Source organism: Streptomyces sp. NPDC092369 (assembly GCF_044755245.1).
Lineage (GTDB): Bacteria > Actinomycetota > Actinomycetes > Streptomycetales > Streptomycetaceae > Streptomyces.
Genome location: NZ_JBIVQP010000001.1, coordinates 706,143 through 722,875 on the forward strand (window position 1 = coordinate 706,143; position 16,733 = coordinate 722,875).

The window sequence follows — 16,733 nt, forward strand, 5'->3', positions numbered from 1 at the left end:
AGGGTTCAGCTGGAGTCCCGGTGGACCACCGTGGCGCCCAGTACCTCGTGCGTCTCGGGCACGGCACCCGGGTCGCGCACCGCGCGGTCCACCAGTTCGGCGAGGTCACGGCCGGACGGGAGCTCGATGTGCACCGTGCTCAGCCGTGGCCGCAGCAGCCGGCCGAGCACGAGGTCGTCGGCGCCGATCACGGCCGTCTCCTGAGGGATGCGCACGCCCGCGTCCTGCAGGGCGCGCATCAGCAGCATCGCGTACTCGTCGTTGTACGCGAACACGGCGTCGAGGTCGAGGTCGTGCCAGCGGGCGGCGAGGCGCGCGGCGGCCTGCTCCTCGTAGGCGAGAGGCAGGTCGGTGACCGCCGCGTCGGTGCCGTCCAGAGCCCGGCGCACACCCTTGAGGCGGGGCAGCGAGAAGGGCTCCAGGCCGTCCTCCTCGGGGACGAGGACGCCGATGCGGCGCCGGCCGCGGTCGTAGAGGTGGCGGCCCGCGCAGAAGCCGACGGCCTCGTGGTCCATGAGCAGGGCGTGGGCGCCCTCGACGGATTCGGGACCGAGGGTGACGACGGCCCGGGCGCCGGAGCGCTTGAGCACCGTCACGCCCTGCGGGCCCAGGCCCGCGCCGGGCACCAGGACGGCGACGGGCCGCAGTTCGGCCCACGCGCGGGCGGCCTCGTCGCCGTGCAGACCGACGGTGCCGTACTGGACCACCGTGTAGTCGAGGCGGCTGAGCGCCCACTGGAGTTCGTTGATGAACTGGCTGTACAGCGGGCCGATCGGGATGGTCGGGGCGGGCATCAGGACCAGACGGCTGTGTCCGGCGCGCAGGCTGCGGGCGGCCGCGTGGGGCACGTACCCGAGTTCCTTCGCGGCTTCGTGGACACGGCGGCGCGTGGGCTCGCTGATGCGTACGGCGCTGGTGTTGTTGAGGACGTAGGAGACGGTCGCGCGCGAGACGCCGGCCAGGCGGGCCACATCGGCGCTCGTGGGCACGGGGCGCGCGGCGGGGGACGCGAGCGCGGGCGTGTTCGGTATCTGCACCATGACGTGAGGCATCTTTGCAGAACCTGTGGCGGAGGCCACACCCGGTCTACGACGAACATGTTCGTCACGAACTTGTTCTCAACGAACATGTTCGTTACCGTGGAGGCATGACAGACCGACCCGACATCCCCCGCAGCCGCCGTGAGCGTCCGGCCAAGCCCGCCCTGTCCCGGGAGGGCATCGTGGCCGCCGCCGTGGCCGTGCTGCGTGCCGAGGGTCTGCCGAAGGTGACCATGCGGCGCCTGGCGCAGGAGCTCGACACCGGCCCGGCCTCGCTGTACGTCTACGTGCGCAACACGGCGGAGCTGCACGCGCTGGTACTGGACGAGCTGCTGGGCACCCTCGGTCCCGTCCCCACCGACGGCTCGTGGCGCGAGCGGCTGGAGCAGGTGCTGACCTCCTACACCGCGATGCTCTTCGAGCACCCGAGCCTGGCCCGCTCCGCGCTCACCGCCCGGCCGAGCGGCCCGCACTACCTGACCCTGATCGAGACCCTGCTGACCCTGCTCGACGAGGGCGGTGTCCCGCCGGCGCAGGCCGCGTGGGGCGTGGACCTGCTGCTGCAGCACGCCACCGCACAGGCCGCCGAGCACGTGGAGGACACCTCCGACGAGGAGTGGGACGCCGTGCGCCGTGCCGTGCGCGACGCCTCGGACCGCACGCATCCACGCGTCGCCGCCCTCGCGGGCGAGCTGCTGTCCGGGCCGCCCGAGGCCCGCCAGGCGTGGGCGCTGCGGGCGGTGATCACCGGCATCGAGCGGACCGCCGTACCGGACTGATCCCCGTACCCGCCCAGCCCTTTCGACTCACTTCAAGGAGCACGCCATGACCACCCACACCCCCCACCACCCCATCGCGATCGTCGGCGCCGGTGTCGGCGGCCTCGCCCTCGCCCGTGTGCTGCATGTGCACGGCATCGAGGCGGCCGTCTTCGACCTGGACGCCTCCCCCGCCGCCCGTACGCAGGGCGGCATGCTCGACATCCACGGCGACTCGGGCCAGGTGGCGCTGCGCGCCGCCGGGCTCTACGAGACGTTCCTGACCCTCGTCCACCAGGGCGGGCAGGCCACGCGGGTCCTCGACAAGGACGCGACGGTCCGCCTGGAGCAGCCCGACGAGGGCGACGGCGACCGCCCCGAGATCGACCGCGGCGACCTGCGCGACCTGCTGCTCGACTCACTGCCCGAAGGCACCGTCCGCTGGGGCGCGAAGGTGGACGGCGCGCGCCCGCTGGGTGCGGGTCGGCACGAGGTGACCCTCGCCAAGGACACCTCCTTCACCACCGACCTGCTGGTGGGCGCGGACGGCGCCTGGTCACGCGTCCGGCCGCTCCTCTCGGACGCCCGGCCCGTCTACACGGGCGTGTCGTTCGTGGAGGCGGATCTGCCGGACGCGGACGTGCGCCACCCGGTGGGCGCCGAGGTGGTCGGCGGCGGTGCCCTCTTCGCGCTCGGCGCCGGCAAGGGGTTCCTCGCGCACCGCGAGAGCGACGGCAGCCTGCACGTCTACGTCGCCGTGGTGGCCCCCGAGGAGTGGCTCGACGGCGTCGACTTCACCGACACCGAAGCCGCGAAGGCGTATGTGCTGGCGCACTTCGAGGACTGGGACAAGAGCCTGCGCTCCCTGCTCGCGGAGGCGGCCGGCACCCTGGTGCCGCGGCGCATCCACGCCCTGCCGGTGGGCCACCGCTGGGAGCGCGAGCCCGGCGTCACGCTGCTGGGCGACGCCGCGCACCTGATGTCCCCGTTCGCCGGCGAGGGCGCGAACCTCGCACTGCTCGACGGCGCCGAGCTCGCCCTCGCGCTCGTCGCCCACCCCGGCGACACGGAGGCCGCACTGGCCGCGTACGAGGAGAAGCTGTTCCCGCGCAGCGAGCTCTCCGCCGCCGAGTCGGCGCACAACGGCCTGCTGCTGTTCCGCGAGGACGCGCCGCAGGGACTGCTGGACATGTTCGCCGGCCACAGCTGAGCGGCGTCGGGCCTCCGGGGAGCAGCTACGCGCGCCCGTCACCCCGGACGTGACCCCGTGGCCGTCCGCAGCGACCCGGGACCATCACAGGTCAGCGCGGCGGCCGCGTGTCCGTCACCCGCGTCACCAGGTCGATCCAGCCGGCCTCCAGGCGGTCCATGGGCATTCCGCACTGCTTGGTGAGGTGGTGGATCAGGGCGGGGTCGAGGTAGCCCATCAGGGTCCGCGCGAGCAGTTCGCAGTCGGCGTCCGGCACGAGCTGCCGGAGCAGGACGGTGACGTGCATCGTGAGCGCCCGGGCCGGCGGCAGGTCGAACCTGCGGGTCGGCTCCGGCTGGGCCGCCAGTTGCAGATCCAGCTGCTCCTGCGTGCGGTACAGCACCGCCACCCCGAACGCCCGCAGTCGCTCCAGCGGCGAGGCGCCGGGACCCAGCGGGGGCGGGCCGCCGATGAAGTCGGCCTGCAGCTTCTTCGCCGAGTGGTCCAGCAGGGCCATCAGCAGTCCGGTCCGGTCGCCGAAGCGACGGAAGACGGTCCCCTTGCCCACCTTGGCCGCGGCGGCCACCGCCTCCATCGTGACCCCGGCCGCGCCGTGCTCGGCGATCAGCCGGGTGGCCGCCTCCAGCAGCGCGGCCCGGTTGCGCGCGGCGTCCGCCCGCAGACAGGGCTCGTCCTCGGCGGCGCTGAGCTGCAACAACTCCGGCTCGCCGACAGGCTCCTGAGGCGCCGGTATGGGCGGCAGGGTGGCGGACATGAAGACAGCGTAAAGCATGGGAACAAAACTGGACCGCAGTCCGCTTAGGATGCTAGAAATTAAACGGACCTCGGTCCGGATCGTAACGGCAATGTTTCAGCACCCCCTCTGGAGTCCCCCATGTCTGTTCGCATCCTCGCGCTCGTCGGCAGCCTTCGCGCCGGTTCGCACAACCGCCAGCTCGCCGAGGCCGCTGTGAAGCTGGCCCCGGAGGGCGCGGACGTCGAGCTGTTCGAGGGCCTGGCCGAGATCCCCTTCTACAACGAGGACATCGACGTCGAGGGCGACGTGCCGCCCGCCGCCGCCAAGCTGCGCGCCGCCGCCCAGGCCGCCGACGCCTTCCTGCTCTTCTCCCCCGAGTACAACGGCACCATCCCGGCCGTCCTGAAGAACGCCATCGACTGGCTGTCCCGCCCGTACGGTGCCAGCGGCTTCGGCGGCAAGCCCGTCGCGGTGGTCGGTACCGCCTACGGCCAGTTCGGCGGCGTGTGGGCGCAGGACGAGGCCCGCAAGGCCGTCGGCATCGCCGGCGGCAAGGTGATCGAGGACCTCAAGCTCTCCATCCCCGGTTCCGTGGTCCGCTTCGCCGAGACCCACCCGGCCGACGACGCCGAGGTCGCCGCGCAGGTGACCGAGGTGATCGCCCGTCTGCACGGCCACGCGGGCGAGACGGTCGCCGCCTGATCCGCGCACGCGCATCCCGAAGAGGGCCGGAGCTCTGAGCTCCGGCCCCTTTTCAGTGGTGGTGGCCCTTCCGGCCCAGGGTCTCCACAGGGCCCGCACCGGGGCGGGTCCACTGCGGCACCGGCCGGCTGGTGCCGCCCCAGGTGGAGTTGCCCTCCGCGTCCGTACGCCAGGACCAGCACGCGTGCGCGCCCTCCGGCCAGCCCTCGGGGTTGTCCTCCCACGCCTCACCGCGGCCGTAGGGGGTCATGTCGAGCAGGCCGAGCGATCCGTTGACCCGCTCGTTGCCGCGACCCGTCGTGGAGTAGGTGAGGAACACGCGGTCGCCGTCGCGCAGGTAGCTGGTGAGATACCCCATGGGGCCGCCGGCCGGACCCTCCACACCGCGCACCGAGTACCAGGGCTGGGTGTAGCCCATGAACTCGACGTACGAGGCGATCTCGTCCCACGGACCCGTGGCCAGCACGGCGAACGAGACGCCGCGGGCGTGGAGATAGACGGTGTCCTGAAGGTGCCAGGCCGTGGTGGTGCAGCCCTCGCACTGTCCCTGGTGGGGCGCGCCGTCGTACCACATGTGCTTGTAGACCACGAGCTCGTCGCGGCCCTGGAACAGGTCCAGGAACGGCACCGGTCCGTCGGCGCCGGTGACCTCGACCTTGCCGTCGAACTCGACCATCGGCAGCCGCCGCCGGGCCGCGGCGATCGCGTCGCCCTCATGGGTGTGCGCCTTCTCCCGGACCAGCAGCTCTTCGCGCGCCGCCTGCCAGGTGGCCAGGTCGACGACCGGCGGCCTGCCGGGAAGGTCGCCGCTCGCGTTGCCGGGCGTGGTCGTCATGGTGTCCTCCGTGGAGTCCGATGCCGGGCAGCGTCGCATCACGCGCTACGACGCTCATCGGAACAGACTCGCGCAGCGGCCGGAACTCATCGCGGCCACGGGACGCGGTTGGGATCAGCCCGACTCTGCGTCCTCAGGCCACCGCCGTCGGGGCCAGCTCCCGCAGTTCGCGCAGCGCGGCGGCGACCGCGGGGCGCTCCCGGGCGCCCGTGCGGGTGCAGGTGAGGAGCGTGCGGTGCGGGTTGCCCGTGCAGCGGATCCGGGTGATCGGCAGGTGCGGGGTGAGCTGGGAGAGCCTCGGGATCAGCGCCACGCCGAGCCGGTGGGCGACCAGGTGGGCGGTGACGTTCCACTCCACCGTGTGATGGACGACGCCGGGGCTGAACCCGGCCTCACCGCACGCCGACAGCACGTGCGGGCTGCAGGGGCTGTCCGGCATCGGGGCGATCCAGTCCTCGTGCGCCGCCTCGGAGAGGTCGACGCGCTCGCGCCCCGCCAGCGGGTGGTCCGCGGGCACGACGAGGTCGAACGGGTCCTCCAGCAAAGGCTGTTGGTCGAAACGAGCGTCGCTCAGCGGCGGGTTGTACGGGGTTGCCTCCACCACCGCCAGATCGGCCTCGCCCTCGAAGAGCTGGTCGAAGCTGTCCGGCACGCCCGCCTCCCGGATGCGCACCACCAGCCGCGGATGCCGCTCCCGCAGCCGGGCCGCCATCGGGGCCAGCAGCACCGACACGGCCGTCGGGAAACCGCTCAGCCGCAACGGACCGCCGGGAGAACCGTGATCCGCGCGCAACTCCAGCTCGGCCTGTTCCCATCGGGTCTGGATGGCGTCGGCGTGCGCGAGCAGGCTCTCGGCGGCCGGGGTGAGACGTACCCCGCGGCCCTGCGGCTCCAGCAGGTCGACGTCGAGGTCGCGGGCGAGCTGGCGGATCTGCTGGGAGGCGGCGGACGGGGTGAAGTGCAGGGCGCGGGCGGCCGCGGTGACCGTGCCGTAGTGCGCGACCGCGCGCAGGACGTGGAGCCGGCGCAGATCAATCATGAAGCCCACGCTTCAAGGTCGGGTCCGCAAAGTCAACCTGGACGTGCACGGAGGTCGGGCCGCACTCTGGATGTGTCGCGACGGTCAACCAGCCACGAGGTACGGGGAGTTGCCATGCCCAGCCCGACCGGCGCCGCCTGCCCGCACTGCGGATGGCCCGACGCCGCCGACCCCTTCCAGGTGCTCTCCCGGCACGCCACCGCCGCCGGCCTCACCCTCTGGACGCGCTGCGGCTGCGGTTCGCTCCAGGTCAGGAGCGTCGACGAGCGCGGTGTGCGGATCGTCTCGCGGGGCCGCCCCGCCGCCGCTCAGTCGAGCCCGGCCAGCCGCTGAACGGCCGGTGCCACGAAGCTCTCCATCCAGCCGGAGGTCTCACCGAGGCGCGGCGAGAGGATGACCGTGTCGATGCCGAGCCCGGTGTAGCCCTCGATCTCCCGCGTGAGGGCGTCGAGGTCGCCTTCGTTGACCGCCTCTCCGCTGTGGGCGACGGTCTTGCGGATCGTGTCGTAGTCGCGCCCCTCGGTCTCGCAGTGGGCGCGCAGCACGTCGAGCTTGTGCCGGACCTCGTCCGGCGAGGTCGTGAAGAGGTTGCACGCGTCGCCGTAGCGGGCGACCAGGCGCAGCGTCTTCTTCTCGCCGCCACCGCCGATCATGATCTCGGGACGGGGGCTGCTGACCGGGGCGGGTACGCACAGGGTCTCCGCCAGCCGGTAGTGCTTGCCCTCGAACGGGCCGTCGTTCTGCGGGTCCCACATCTGCAGGCAGACGCGCAGGGCCTCCTCCAGACGCTCGAAGCGCTCCGCGAGCGGCGGGAAGGGCACGCCGAGACCCTCGTGCTCACGGCCGTACCAGGCCGCGCCGATACCGAGGGTGGCCCGGCCGCCGGACAGCACGTCGAGCGAGGTGGCGATCTTGGCGAGCAGACCGGGGTGACGGTACGTCACACCCGTGACCAGCGCGCCCAGTTGGACCGTGGAGGTCTGGCCCGCCAGGTAGCCGAGGGTCGTGTAGGCCTCCAGCATCGGCGCCTCGGCCCCGCCGTTGAACTCCATCTGGAAGTAGTGGTCCATGACCGACAGCCAGCTGACCCCGGCCGCCTCGGCCGCCCGACCGGTGGCGGCGAGCTCGGCACCCAGCGCGGAACCGCCCCCGCTGTGGTCGAACCGGTTGATGTGCACACCCACACGCATGTCCGTCTCCGTTCGCCCCGGCCCGTGCCGACCCCGGTGACGTTAGATCTTCGAGCGCTCTCGAAGTCAAGGACGCGCCGCCTCCTGTTTCTTTGACGCCCGCAGGCTCGTGAACGTCGTGACCGCCAGGACCAGGACGATGAAGCCGAGCGAGAAGGGGATGGAGATCTCCGGGACGTGCACGCCGGACTCGTGCAGGGCGTGCAGCACCAGCTTGACGCCGATGAATCCCAGGATGATCGACAGGCCGTAGCTGAGGTGCACCAGCTTCTTGAGCAAACCGCCGATCAGGAAGTACAGCTGGCGCAGACCCATCAGCGCGAAGGCGTTCGCGGTGAAGACGATGTACGGGTCCTGGGTCAGCCCGTAGATGGCCGGGATCGAGTCGAGCGCGAACAGCACGTCCGTGGACCCGATCGCGAGCATCACGACCAGCATCGGGGTCATGACCCGCTTGCCGTTCTGCTCGACCCACAGCCTGGTGCCGTGGTACCGGTCGGCCACGCCGAACCGCTTCTCCACCGCCTTCAGCAGCTTGCTCTCCTCGTAGTCCTCCTCGTGCCCCTCCTTGCGCGCGTCCTGGATGAGCTTCCAGGCGGTCCAGATCAGGAAGGCGCCGAAGAGGTAGAACACCCAGGAGAAGGTGGAGATGATCGCCGCACCGGCCGCGATGAAGCCGGCGCGCAGCACCAGGGCCACGAGTACGCCGACCATCAGCACCCGCTGCTGGTACTGCGAGGGCACCGCGAACTTCGCCATGATCAGGACGAAGACGAAAAGGTTGTCGACGCTCAGCGATTTCTCGGTGACGTACCCGGCGAAGAACTCCCCGGTCGGTCCCGCCCCGCCGAAGACGAGCAGGCCCACTCCGAAGAGACAGGCCAGCACGACCCAGACGACCGTCCACACACCGGCTTCCCTGACCGACACGTCATGAGGTTTGCGGCCGATGAAGAAGTCCGCGGCGACGAGCACGCACAGGGCGAGTACGGTCAGCAGCCAGACGGTGAGGGAGACGTTCACGGGTGGGTACTCCTGGTGCGGTGGGGGGTCTGGTCAGCGTTGTCGTGACGTGTGCTCCCTTCCACCACGTACAGGTGAACAACGGGCAATGAGGCGGTTTCCCGGCGTCCACCCGCCATTCGGCGGGCAGCTTCCGCCGGACGGCGGCGGGTCCGGTGACAGCGGCGCGCGGACGATGGCAGTCGAGAGCCGCCGCGCCCCGCGTGAGGAGACGTCATGACCCAGGTACCGCCGCCGTTCGACCCCGAGCTCGCCGCCGCGCTCGAACTGGTCAGGGATGTGATCTCGCCCAGCCTCACGCTGGACGACATCGCCGCGATGCGCGAGGGAACGGGGGTCGACTTCCTCGGCGCGCTCGACCTGACCCTCGACGGGTACTTCGCGGTCGAGGACCGGACAGTGCCGGGGCCCGAGGGCGAGCCGGACATCTCGCTGCTCATCTGCCGTCCCGCGGCCCCTACGACAGTCGGCCCGCGGCCCGTCTTCTACCACGTGCACGGCGGCGGCATGGTGATCGGCGACAACCGGATCGGCGTGACCGCGGCCCTCGACTGGGCGAGGGAACTGGACGCGGTCGTCGTCTCCGTGGAGTACCGGCTGGCACCGGAACATCCTCATCCGGCGCCGATCGAGGACGTCTACGCCGGGCTGGTCTGGACGGCGGAGCACGCGGCCGAACTCGGCGCCGACGCGGACCGGATCGTGATCGCGGGCGCCAGCGCCGGCGGCGGACTGACCGCGGCGCTCGGCCTGCTCACCCGGGACCGCAAGGGTCCGCGGCCGATCGGCCAGGTGCTGATGTGCCCGATGCTCGACGACCGCAACGACACCGTCTCCTCCCATCAGATGGCGGGCCTCGGCGTCTGGGACCACACGGCCAACGAGACCGGCTGGACGGCGCTGCTCGGCGAACGGCGCGGCGGCCCGGACGTCTCCCCCTACGCCTCCCCCGCGCGCGCCGACGATCTCACCGACCTGCCGCCCACGTTCATCGACGTCGGCTCGGCGGAGACCTTCCGCGACGAGGCGGTCGCCTACGCGACCCGGATCTGGCAGGCCGGCGGGGTGGCCGAACTGCACGTATGGCCGGGCGGCTTCCACGGCTACGACGCCTTCGCCCCGCAGGCGGCGGTGTCCCGGTCGACGGCGGCGGCACGGCTGGACTGGCTGCGGCGGCTCGTCGGCGAGTAAAGGCGTCCGGGGGGCGGGGCGAAGGGCCGGCAGCCCCCACCGCGGGCGAAGGGCCGACATCCCGCCCCGCCGCGGCCTCCCCCGCATCCTCGCCATGGAGGACCATGAACGTATGAAAGAGCTGGCCGGACGACTGACCGCGCTGGACCCGGACGCCGGGGCCGCGGTGCAGGTCATCTCCTACTTCGATCACCTGGCCGAGGCCAGGGCCGGTCTGGAGACCCTCGTGCGCGGCGCCGCCGTACTGGCCGGCTGCCCGGCGCGGCTCGTCGACGGCGGTCGGCGCGTACGGGTGCGGGTCGAGCCCGACGGCACCCGCAAGGACGTCGACACGCCGCCGGACCCCGCCTGGCCGTCCGCCGCGCTGGAGCCGGGCGGTGTTCCGGCGCTGTGGCTGGAGCGTCCGGCCGGGCAGCCCAGTGTCGTCGACGCGGTGATCGTGGAGCGGGCCGCGGGTGCCGTGCGGCTCGTCCTCGACCGCACCCGGGGCCGCGCCCCGGCCTCGCTCGCCGACGACCCGGCGCTGGTGGAGACGCTGCTGGACGCGACGGTGCCGCAGGACGCCCGACTGCACGCGGCCCGTCTCATCGGCGTCGACCCCGCCGACCCGACCCTCCGCGTACGCGCCCTCGCCCCGGCCGACGGCAGACCCCGTCTGCTGACCGCCGTCGCGGAACTCCCCGCCGGCCGCGTCGGCGTCGGCCCCGCGGTCCCCGTCCTCGACCTGCCGCGCTCCTGGGCCGAGGCCCGCACGGCCCTGCGGTTCACGGCCGACGGCACCGCGCAGGACCCCGGCCCGCGCGTGGTGTACGCCGATGAGCTGGGCGGCATCGCCCTGCTCGCCGGGCTGATCGCACCGGGTGCCGAGCCACCGGCCGACGTGCACGCCATCGAGGCGGCCGCCGCTGCCGTACCCGGGCTGCTGGCCACGCTCAACGCCGTGGCCGCGACGGCTAGTCAGCGGGCGGCGGCCGCCGAGATCAACGTCCACCACTCCACGCTCCAGGACCGGCTGACCCAGGCGGAGCACCTGCTGGGCTGGCCGGTACGCACACCGCAGGGTCGGCTCAGGCTCCAACTGGCGCTGGCGATGCGGCACTTGGCGCGGCCGTGACGGTCCGCGAGCGGTACGGCGCACACGCCCGCTGCCGCCCGCTCACCCGAGGGGGAACGACTCCTCCAGCCGCCACTCCGTGCCGCTGAACACCACCAGGTCGACCGACGACACCCGCGCCGTGACGGGGAGCTTCGGACCGATGTCCGCCGCCGCCTCGTCCAGGGCCGCCTCGTCCTTGACCTGGCCGACGGTCAGATGGGGCACGGGCTCGTACTTGCCCCCGTACGGTGGGGCTTCCGGCCAGCGTTCGACGACGGCCTCGGTGAGCCGGCGGAACGGGGTGTCCGGGTCCGGCGCGAGGTACAGGACGCCGGGGAAGCGGCCGCAGCGCTCGAAGCGGAGGTCGAAGGCCGGGCGCCGGGCGGCCAGTTCGCCGAGGGCGGCGCGGGCTGCGTCGTCGACGGCGTCCGCGTGCAGGAACGGGAAGAGGACGGTGACATGGGCCGGGACGCCCGCGCGGGCGGCGGGATCGAGGCGCTCGCGCCAGGTCCCGACCACCGGCTCGGCCTCGGGGATCAGCACCACGAGGCCTGTCTGTCCTGCCTGGAATCCACGCGCGTCGTCCGCCATCCGACGTGTATATCAGCCGCACCGACGGGCACGGACCCGCACCGGCAGCCACTCGTTGCATGCGCGCGCTACATGCTTCCGCCGGTAATTTCACCGATCCCCTATCCTGGATCCCAGTCATCACGCGACGGAGGACCCAGGCCATGACCGCGACGGACCCGGCACTCACCGCCCTCGCCCAGGGCTGGTGCGCCCTCTCGCTGCTGCACGGCAGGATCGAGGCGCACATCGAGCGCGCCCTGCAGGCGGCGCACGACCTGAGCGTGCGCGAGTACTCACTGCTGGACGTCCTGAGCCGGCAGCACGACGGCGACGGCGGACATCTGCAGATGAAGCAGGTCGCCGACGCGGTGGTGCTGAGCCAGAGCGCCACGACCCGGCTGGTCACCCGCCTGGAGGACCGCGGACTGCTGACCCGCTACCTGTGCCCGACCGACCGGCGCGGCATCTATACGAACGTCACCGAGGCCGGCTTCAAGCTGCTGGAAGAGGCCCGCCCCACCAACGAGGCCGCCCTGCGCGAGGCCCTCGACGCGGCCGCGTCGAACCCCGAGCTCGCCCCGCTGGTCAACGCGGTCGAGACGCTCCGCGTACCCGCCTGACCCCTGATCCCGACGCCGAGCCCCCGGGGTGCTTCCACCACTGGGGCTCTCGCACGGCCCCTTGCTTGCAGACGCGCGCTACCCGCCCCCGAACTTCTCTGCGCTTGCATTTATACCGCGTCTGCAACTATTGTCGACGCTCGTAAGCGACACACGCAATCGCCTGGAAGGTACCTCCCATGCCTCTCGCCCTTCTGGCCCTCGCCATCGGGGCCTTCGGGATCGGCACGACGGAATTCGTGATCATGGGCGTACTGCCCGAGGTCGCGGGCGACTTCGGGGTCTCCATCCCGACCGCCGGCTGGCTGGTCTCCGGCTATGCCCTCGGTGTCGTCGTCGGGGCACCCCTGCTGACCGTCCTGGGCACCAAGGTCTCCCGCAAGAAGATGCTCATGTTCCTCATGGGGCTCTTCGTGGTCGGCAACGCGCTGTCCGCGTTCGCCCCCACCTTCGGCGTGATGCTGATCGGCCGCGTGATCGCCTCCCTGGCGCACGGCGCGTTCTTCGGCATCGGCTCCGTGGTCGCCGCCGATCTGGTCGCCCCGGAGAAGAAGGCCTCCGCCATCTCCCTGATGTTCATGGGCCTCACGGTCGCCAACATCGTCGGCGTCCCGCTGGGCACCTACATCGGCCAGGCCGCCGGCTGGCGCGTCACGTTCGTCCTCGTCGCCTCGCTCGGCATCGTCGGGCTGCTCGGTCTGGCGAAGCTCGTCCCCGAGGCGGGCCGGCCCAAGTCCCCTGACGTACGCGCCGAGTTCGCGGCCTTCCGCAACGTCCAGGTCTGGCTCGCGCTGGCGATGACCGTCCTCGGGTACGGAGGTGTCTTCGCCGCGATCACCTACATCACGCCGATGATGACCGAGGTGGCCGGCTACTCGGCCGGCGCGGTGACGTGGCTGCTGGTGCTGTTCGGGGTCGGCATGTTCCTGGGCAATCTGCTGGGCGGCCGGTTCGCCGACCGCACGCTGATGCCGATGCTGTTCACCGCGCTCGCCGCCCTGTCCGCGACGCTGCTGCTGTTCACCGCGACCGCGCACGACAAGGCTCTCGCCGCGATCACGCTGACGCTGATCGGCGCACTCGGGTTCGCCACCGTCCCCCCACTGCAGAAGTGGGTACTCGACCAGGCGTCCGCCGCCCCGACCCTGGCGTCGGCCGTCAACATCGGCGCCTTCAACCTCGGCAACGCGCTGGCCGCCTGGCTGGGCGGTGTCGTCATCTCCGCCGGGCTCGGCTACACCTCGCCGAACTGGATCGGCGCCCTGCTGTCCGGCTCCGCGCTGCTGCTGGCCTTCCTTGCCGCGGCCCTGGACCGCCGTACCCGCACCACGACCGGCCGTGTCGTGGCCGTGTCCGCCGCGGCCGACGGAGTGCCCGCCACCGCCCGGCACTGAACCGACCGAACCTCCCGAGACCGAACCGACAACACCGCGAAGGAACAGCGCACATGACCCCCACCGTCACCCTCAACAACGGCGTGGAGATCCCCCAGCTCGGCTTCGGCGTCTTCCAGGTCCCCGACGCCGAGACCACCGCCGCCGTCACCAACGCCCTTCAGGCGGGCTACCGCAGCATCGACACCGCCGCGATCTACGGCAACGAGGCCGGCGTCGGCGCCGCCCTCGCCGCCTCGGACCTCGCCCGCGAGGACCTCTTCGTGACCACCAAGCTGTGGAACGCCGACCAGGGCCACGACGCCACGCTCCGCGCGTTCGACGCGAGCCTCGCCAAGCTGGGCCTGGAGTACGTCGACCTGTACCTGATCCACTGGCCGACGCCGGCCCGGGACCTCTACCTCGACTCGTGGAGCGCCATCGAGAAGCTGGCCGCCGACGGCCGGATCCGCACCGCCGGTGTCTCCAACTTCCAGCCCGCGCACCTGCGTCGGCTGGCGGACAACTCCTCGCTGGTGCCCGCCGTCAACCAGATCGAGCTCCACCCCGGACTGCAGCAGAGCGAACTGCGGTCCCTGCACGCCGAGTTGGGGATCGTCACCGAGGCCTGGAGCCCGCTGGCCCAGGGCGCGGTGCTGGGCGAGTCCCCGCTCACCGACATCGCCGAGCGGCACGGCAAGTCGCCGGCCCAGGTGGTGCTGCGCTGGCACCTTCAGCTGGGCAACGTGGTGATCCCGAAGTCGGTGACGCCCGCCCGTATCCGCGAGAACATCGACGTCTTCGACTTCGAGCTCGCCGACGAGGAGATGGCCGCGATCGCGCGGCTGGACCGCGGGCTGCGCACGGGCCCGGACCCCGACACCCTCAACTGATCGACGAACGGCCCTGGTTCATCAGATCCAGGGCCGCGCCCGTCGCCACGGTGACGATGTCCCCGCACCTCCCCGGGGCGAGGGTGTCAACGCGCCCACTTCGGCGTCCAGAGGTCGCCGCCCGAGCGCGCGGTGCCGAGGTGGGCGCGGAGCAGGGCGAGCGTGGGGTGCGGGTTGTCCGCGCGCCACAGGAGCGAGTGCGGGTACGCCGGTGTCGGGCCGTGCAGCGGGATGCGCCGCAGGTCGTGGTCGGCGGGCCAGACCATGCGCGTCCCTTCGCCGACGAGGGTCGCCAGGTGCGGGGAGTCGGCGATCGTGTCGAGGAGCGGCTCGGTGCCGAAGTCGGGCCCGGTCACCTCGATGGTGAGTCCGAAGGCGGCGGCCAGATCGTCGTAGAAGACCGCCCATTCGGTGCCGGCGACATTGCCGGGCATCCAGATCCGGTGCCCGGCCAGCCGCGCCGGAGTCACCTCGCGGGCGGCGGCGAGCGCGTGCTGCGGGCCGGTGAGCAGTTGGAGCGGCTCGTGGTGGACGCGGGCGGCCGAGAGGCCGTCGGGCAGGTGCCGTGCGGGGCGGGTGAGGGCGCGGAACGACGCGTCGACGGTGCCCGAGCGGACCGCGGCGATCGCCGCCTCGGCGTCGAAGAGCGTCACGACGTCGAGGGCTGCCTCGGGGCGGGCCCGGTGGAAGTCCCGTAGGAGGTCGGCGGGTGCGAGCCGGCGGCCGATCACGTCGACGCGGAGCGCACGCCGGCCGGGCTGGACGGAGGCCGCGGCCCGTTCCTCGGCCCTCAACAGGTCGCGGGCGTGCGGCAGGAAGACCTGCCCGTCCACGGTGAGGACGGCTCCGCGCGCCGTGCGGGTGAACAGCCGCACGGCCAGTTCCCGCTCCAGCGCGGCGACCCTCTTGGAGACAGCCTGCTGGGTGACCGACAAGGAGAAGGCGGCCTCCCGGAACTGTCCGGCGTCGGCGACGGCCACGAAGGTGCGTACGGCATCGAGATCCACGAGGTCAGTTCTACCGGCACCCGGGAGGCTCATCGGTCGGTTCCCGCTCTGGGCAGCCGATTCCGGGGGCGGTCCCGATGCGACAACCCGTGGTTGTCGCATGCCTGGCAGGACGGTTGTTTGATCCGTTCCCCGTCGCCCGCTTTGATGTGCGGGTCGGCAACGGTGCGGGAGGGGTTGTTCGTGGTCATGGGGGACAGACGGTCGCTGGGGCGGCGGTTCGGGTGGTTGTGGGCGGCGTACGCCGTCAGCTCGCTCGGCACCTGGCTCGCCTTCGACGCGTTCGCCTTGATCGCGGTGCTGGTCCTGCATGCCGGGCCCCTGGAGGTGTCGATCCTGGCGGCGGCCGGGCTGGCGGTCGGGGCGGCGGTGGCGGTGCCGCTCGGGCCCTGGACGGAGTTCCGGCACAAGCGGCCGGTGATGATCGCCATGGACCTGGTCCGGTGCGGGGCGCTGCTCACGGTCCCGGCCGCCTATGCGTTCGATGGGCTCACCTTCGTACAACTGCTGGTTGTGGCGGTCCTCACCGCGGCGGCCGACATCAGCTTCACCGCCGCCAGTGGGGCCCATCTGAAGGCCCTGGTGCCGCCGGAGGACCTGCTCGTCGCCAACAGCCGCTTCGAGGCGACGATGTGGACCACGACCGTGCTCGGCCCGCCGCTCGGCGGGGCCGCGATCGGATTGTTCGGCCCGGTGCTGACGGTGCTGACGAACGCGGTCAGCTTTCTGTTGTCGGCGCTGGGGATCCGGGCGATCGGCGGCAAGGAGCAGCCGCCCGCGTCGGCCGGCGGCCGGGCGTCGGCGGGCGGACTGCTCGACGGGTGGCGGTACATCCTGCGCCACCCCGACCTGCGCCCGCTGTTCTTCAACACGGTCCTGAACAACGGCCTGATCATGGCGGTCTCGCCGCTGCTGGCGGTCCTGATGGTCGGCGATCTCGGGTTCCCGCCCTGGCAGTACGGGCTCGCCTTCGCCGTGCCCTGTCTGGGCGGCCTCCTCGGCTCGCGAATGGCCCGCGGACTCGTCGCCCGCTTCGGCCGGCACCGTGTCCTGCTCATCTCCGGGACGCTGCGCGCCTGTTGGCCGGTCGGGCTGGCCTTCATCGGGCCCGGTGTGCCCGGTCTGGCGCTCGTCATGGCCGTCGAGTTCGGGTTGATCCTCTGCTCGGCGGTGTTCAACCCGGTGTACTCCACCTTCCGCCTCGAACGGACGGCGAACGACCGGATCGCCCGTACGCTCTCCGCCTGGGCGGTCACCAGCAAGGCCACGATCGCCGCGATGACGGCGTTGTGGGGGCTCCTGGCCGGCGTCGTCGGCATCCGCCCCGCGATCGCCCTGGCCGGCGTACTGCTGCTGGCGACACCGCTGCTGCTGCCGCGCGTCGACCGGGAGCCGGCGGCACCGGAGGCCGAGGCGGCGCCCGCTTCTCCGTGACGTCAACTGCGGG

General features: G+C 72.2%; 18 protein-coding genes. 10 read left to right on the forward strand and 8 right to left on the reverse strand.

Annotated elements, in window-relative coordinates:
* Positions 1 to 5: 5 nt before the first annotated feature.
* Positions 6 to 1,040 carry a LacI family DNA-binding transcriptional regulator gene (locus ACIQI8_RS03145; protein ID WP_402344201.1) on the reverse strand — a complete coding sequence of 345 codons (1,035 nt, stop codon included), beginning with the start codon at positions 1,038 to 1,040 and terminating at the stop codon, positions 6 to 8.
* 107 nt (positions 1,041 to 1,147) lie between these two features.
* Between ACIQI8_RS03145 and ACIQI8_RS03150 the strand changes: the two genes are divergently transcribed.
* Both ACIQI8_RS03150 and ACIQI8_RS03155 read left to right on the forward strand, forming a co-directional pair.
* The gene (locus tag ACIQI8_RS03150; protein ID WP_402344203.1) at positions 1,148 to 1,819 is read left to right on the forward strand and encodes a TetR/AcrR family transcriptional regulator; all 672 of its coding nucleotides are present in this window, start codon (positions 1,148 to 1,150) and stop codon (positions 1,817 to 1,819) included.
* A gap of 46 nt (positions 1,820 to 1,865) precedes the next feature.
* On the forward strand, positions 1,866 to 3,008 hold the full coding sequence (locus ACIQI8_RS03155; RefSeq protein WP_402344205.1) for an FAD-dependent oxidoreductase: 1,143 nt from the start codon (positions 1,866 to 1,868) through the stop codon (positions 3,006 to 3,008).
* Positions 3,009 to 3,099: 91 nt separating this feature from the next.
* Here the strand turns inward: ACIQI8_RS03155 and ACIQI8_RS03160 are convergent, their stop codons facing one another.
* Positions 3,100 to 3,780 carry a TetR/AcrR family transcriptional regulator gene (locus tag ACIQI8_RS03160; protein ID WP_402344208.1) on the reverse strand — a complete coding sequence of 227 codons (681 nt, stop codon included), beginning with the start codon at positions 3,778 to 3,780 and terminating at the stop codon, positions 3,100 to 3,102.
* A 102-nt stretch (positions 3,781 to 3,882) separates the two neighbouring features.
* Here ACIQI8_RS03160 and ACIQI8_RS03165 point away from each other — a divergent pair, with 102 nt between their 5' ends.
* Positions 3,883 to 4,446, forward strand: a complete 564-nt coding sequence (locus ACIQI8_RS03165; protein WP_280874765.1) for an NAD(P)H-dependent oxidoreductase — start codon at positions 3,883 to 3,885, stop codon at positions 4,444 to 4,446.
* 52 nt (positions 4,447 to 4,498) lie between these two features.
* On the opposite strand, the gene ACIQI8_RS03170 is transcribed toward ACIQI8_RS03165, so the two are convergent.
* Entirely contained in the window at positions 4,499 to 5,281 is a 783-nt protein-coding gene (locus ACIQI8_RS03170) for a DUF899 family protein (RefSeq protein WP_402344211.1), read from the reverse strand.
* 133 nt (positions 5,282 to 5,414) lie between these two features.
* A complete protein-coding gene (locus tag ACIQI8_RS03175; protein ID WP_402344213.1) occupies positions 5,415 to 6,320 on the reverse strand; it encodes a LysR family transcriptional regulator in 906 nt (301 codons plus the stop codon).
* Between the two features lie 114 nt (positions 6,321 to 6,434).
* On the opposite strand from ACIQI8_RS03175, the gene ACIQI8_RS03180 reads away from it, so the two are divergent.
* The gene (locus ACIQI8_RS03180; protein ID WP_402344215.1) at positions 6,435 to 6,653 is read left to right on the forward strand and encodes a hypothetical protein; all 219 of its coding nucleotides are present in this window, start codon (positions 6,435 to 6,437) and stop codon (positions 6,651 to 6,653) included.
* Here the strand turns inward: ACIQI8_RS03180 and ACIQI8_RS03185 are convergent.
* Positions 6,629 to 7,510, reverse strand: a complete 882-nt coding sequence (locus ACIQI8_RS03185; protein ID WP_402344218.1) for an LLM class F420-dependent oxidoreductase — start codon at positions 7,508 to 7,510, stop codon at positions 6,629 to 6,631. The genes ACIQI8_RS03180 and ACIQI8_RS03185 overlap by 25 nt on opposite strands.
* Before the next feature lie 66 nt (positions 7,511 to 7,576).
* Complete coding sequence (locus ACIQI8_RS03190) at positions 7,577 to 8,533, reverse strand: TerC family protein (protein ID WP_402344221.1); 957 nt, start codon at positions 8,531 to 8,533, stop codon at positions 7,577 to 7,579.
* Between the two features lie 216 nt (positions 8,534 to 8,749).
* On the opposite strand from ACIQI8_RS03190, the gene ACIQI8_RS03195 reads away from it, so the two are divergent.
* Both ACIQI8_RS03195 and ACIQI8_RS03200 read left to right on the forward strand, forming a co-directional pair.
* Positions 8,750 to 9,724, forward strand: a complete 975-nt coding sequence (locus tag ACIQI8_RS03195; RefSeq protein WP_402344224.1) for an alpha/beta hydrolase — start codon at positions 8,750 to 8,752, stop codon at positions 9,722 to 9,724.
* Positions 9,725 to 9,836: 112 nt separating this feature from the next.
* Positions 9,837 to 10,838 carry a helix-turn-helix domain-containing protein gene (locus ACIQI8_RS03200; RefSeq protein ID WP_402344226.1) on the forward strand — a complete coding sequence of 334 codons (1,002 nt, stop codon included), beginning with the start codon at positions 9,837 to 9,839 and terminating at the stop codon, positions 10,836 to 10,838.
* A gap of 42 nt (positions 10,839 to 10,880) precedes the next feature.
* Here the strand turns inward: ACIQI8_RS03200 and ACIQI8_RS03205 are convergent, their stop codons facing one another.
* The gene (locus ACIQI8_RS03205; RefSeq protein ID WP_402344229.1) at positions 10,881 to 11,411 is read right to left on the reverse strand and encodes a 2'-5' RNA ligase family protein; all 531 of its coding nucleotides are present in this window, start codon (positions 11,409 to 11,411) and stop codon (positions 10,881 to 10,883) included.
* 143 nt (positions 11,412 to 11,554) lie between these two features.
* Between ACIQI8_RS03205 and ACIQI8_RS03210 the strand changes: the two genes are divergently transcribed.
* The 3 genes from ACIQI8_RS03210 (at position 11,555) to ACIQI8_RS03220 (ending at position 14,279) form a co-directional block, all read left to right on the forward strand.
* On the forward strand, positions 11,555 to 12,013 hold the full coding sequence (locus ACIQI8_RS03210) for a MarR family winged helix-turn-helix transcriptional regulator (protein WP_402344232.1): 459 nt from the start codon (positions 11,555 to 11,557) through the stop codon (positions 12,011 to 12,013).
* 179 nt (positions 12,014 to 12,192) lie between these two features.
* Positions 12,193 to 13,407, forward strand: coding sequence for an MFS transporter (locus tag ACIQI8_RS03215; protein WP_402344235.1), 1,215 nt, complete (start codon positions 12,193 to 12,195; stop codon positions 13,405 to 13,407).
* 53 nt (positions 13,408 to 13,460) lie between these two features.
* The gene (locus tag ACIQI8_RS03220; RefSeq protein ID WP_402344238.1) at positions 13,461 to 14,279 is read left to right on the forward strand and encodes an aldo/keto reductase; all 819 of its coding nucleotides are present in this window, start codon (positions 13,461 to 13,463) and stop codon (positions 14,277 to 14,279) included.
* Positions 14,280 to 14,365: 86 nt separating this feature from the next.
* Here the strand turns inward: ACIQI8_RS03220 and ACIQI8_RS03225 are convergent, their stop codons facing one another.
* Positions 14,366 to 15,286 carry a LysR family transcriptional regulator gene (locus tag ACIQI8_RS03225; RefSeq protein ID WP_402344241.1) on the reverse strand — a complete coding sequence of 307 codons (921 nt, stop codon included), beginning with the start codon at positions 15,284 to 15,286 and terminating at the stop codon, positions 14,366 to 14,368.
* Positions 15,287 to 15,475: 189 nt separating this feature from the next.
* Here ACIQI8_RS03225 and ACIQI8_RS03230 point away from each other — a divergent pair, with 189 nt between their 5' ends.
* Positions 15,476 to 16,720 carry an MFS transporter gene (locus tag ACIQI8_RS03230; RefSeq protein WP_402344244.1) on the forward strand — a complete coding sequence of 415 codons (1,245 nt, stop codon included), beginning with the start codon at positions 15,476 to 15,478 and terminating at the stop codon, positions 16,718 to 16,720.
* Positions 16,721 to 16,733: the final 13 nt, after the last annotated feature.

What these genes read in the sequence shown, in the direction of transcription:
- ACIQI8_RS03145 (WP_402344201.1), bottom strand. Translation starts at nt 1,040, where the DNA reads ATGGTGCAGATACCGAACACGCCCGCGCTCGCGTCCCCCGCCGCGCGC.
- ACIQI8_RS03150 (WP_402344203.1), top strand. Translation starts at nt 1,148, where the DNA reads ATGACAGACCGACCCGACATCCCCCGCAGCCGCCGTGAGCGTCCGGCC.
- ACIQI8_RS03155 (WP_402344205.1), top strand. Translation starts at nt 1,866, where the DNA reads ATGACCACCCACACCCCCCACCACCCCATCGCGATCGTCGGCGCCGGT.
- ACIQI8_RS03160 (WP_402344208.1), bottom strand. Translation starts at nt 3,780, where the DNA reads ATGCTTTACGCTGTCTTCATGTCCGCCACCCTGCCGCCCATACCGGCG.
- ACIQI8_RS03165 (WP_280874765.1), top strand. Translation starts at nt 3,883, where the DNA reads ATGTCTGTTCGCATCCTCGCGCTCGTCGGCAGCCTTCGCGCCGGTTCG.
- ACIQI8_RS03170 (WP_402344211.1), bottom strand. Translation starts at nt 5,281, where the DNA reads ATGACGACCACGCCCGGCAACGCGAGCGGCGACCTTCCCGGCAGGCCG.
- ACIQI8_RS03175 (WP_402344213.1), bottom strand. Translation starts at nt 6,320, where the DNA reads ATGATTGATCTGCGCCGGCTCCACGTCCTGCGCGCGGTCGCGCACTAC.
- ACIQI8_RS03180 (WP_402344215.1), top strand. Translation starts at nt 6,435, where the DNA reads ATGCCCAGCCCGACCGGCGCCGCCTGCCCGCACTGCGGATGGCCCGAC.
- ACIQI8_RS03185 (WP_402344218.1), bottom strand. Translation starts at nt 7,510, where the DNA reads ATGCGTGTGGGTGTGCACATCAACCGGTTCGACCACAGCGGGGGCGGT.
- ACIQI8_RS03195 (WP_402344224.1), top strand. Translation starts at nt 8,750, where the DNA reads ATGACCCAGGTACCGCCGCCGTTCGACCCCGAGCTCGCCGCCGCGCTC.
- ACIQI8_RS03200 (WP_402344226.1), top strand. Translation starts at nt 9,837, where the DNA reads ATGAAAGAGCTGGCCGGACGACTGACCGCGCTGGACCCGGACGCCGGG.
- ACIQI8_RS03205 (WP_402344229.1), bottom strand. Translation starts at nt 11,411, where the DNA reads ATGGCGGACGACGCGCGTGGATTCCAGGCAGGACAGACAGGCCTCGTG.
- ACIQI8_RS03210 (WP_402344232.1), top strand. Translation starts at nt 11,555, where the DNA reads ATGACCGCGACGGACCCGGCACTCACCGCCCTCGCCCAGGGCTGGTGC.
- ACIQI8_RS03215 (WP_402344235.1), top strand. Translation starts at nt 12,193, where the DNA reads ATGCCTCTCGCCCTTCTGGCCCTCGCCATCGGGGCCTTCGGGATCGGC.
- ACIQI8_RS03220 (WP_402344238.1), top strand. Translation starts at nt 13,461, where the DNA reads ATGACCCCCACCGTCACCCTCAACAACGGCGTGGAGATCCCCCAGCTC.
- ACIQI8_RS03230 (WP_402344244.1), top strand. Translation starts at nt 15,476, where the DNA reads ATGGGGGACAGACGGTCGCTGGGGCGGCGGTTCGGGTGGTTGTGGGCG.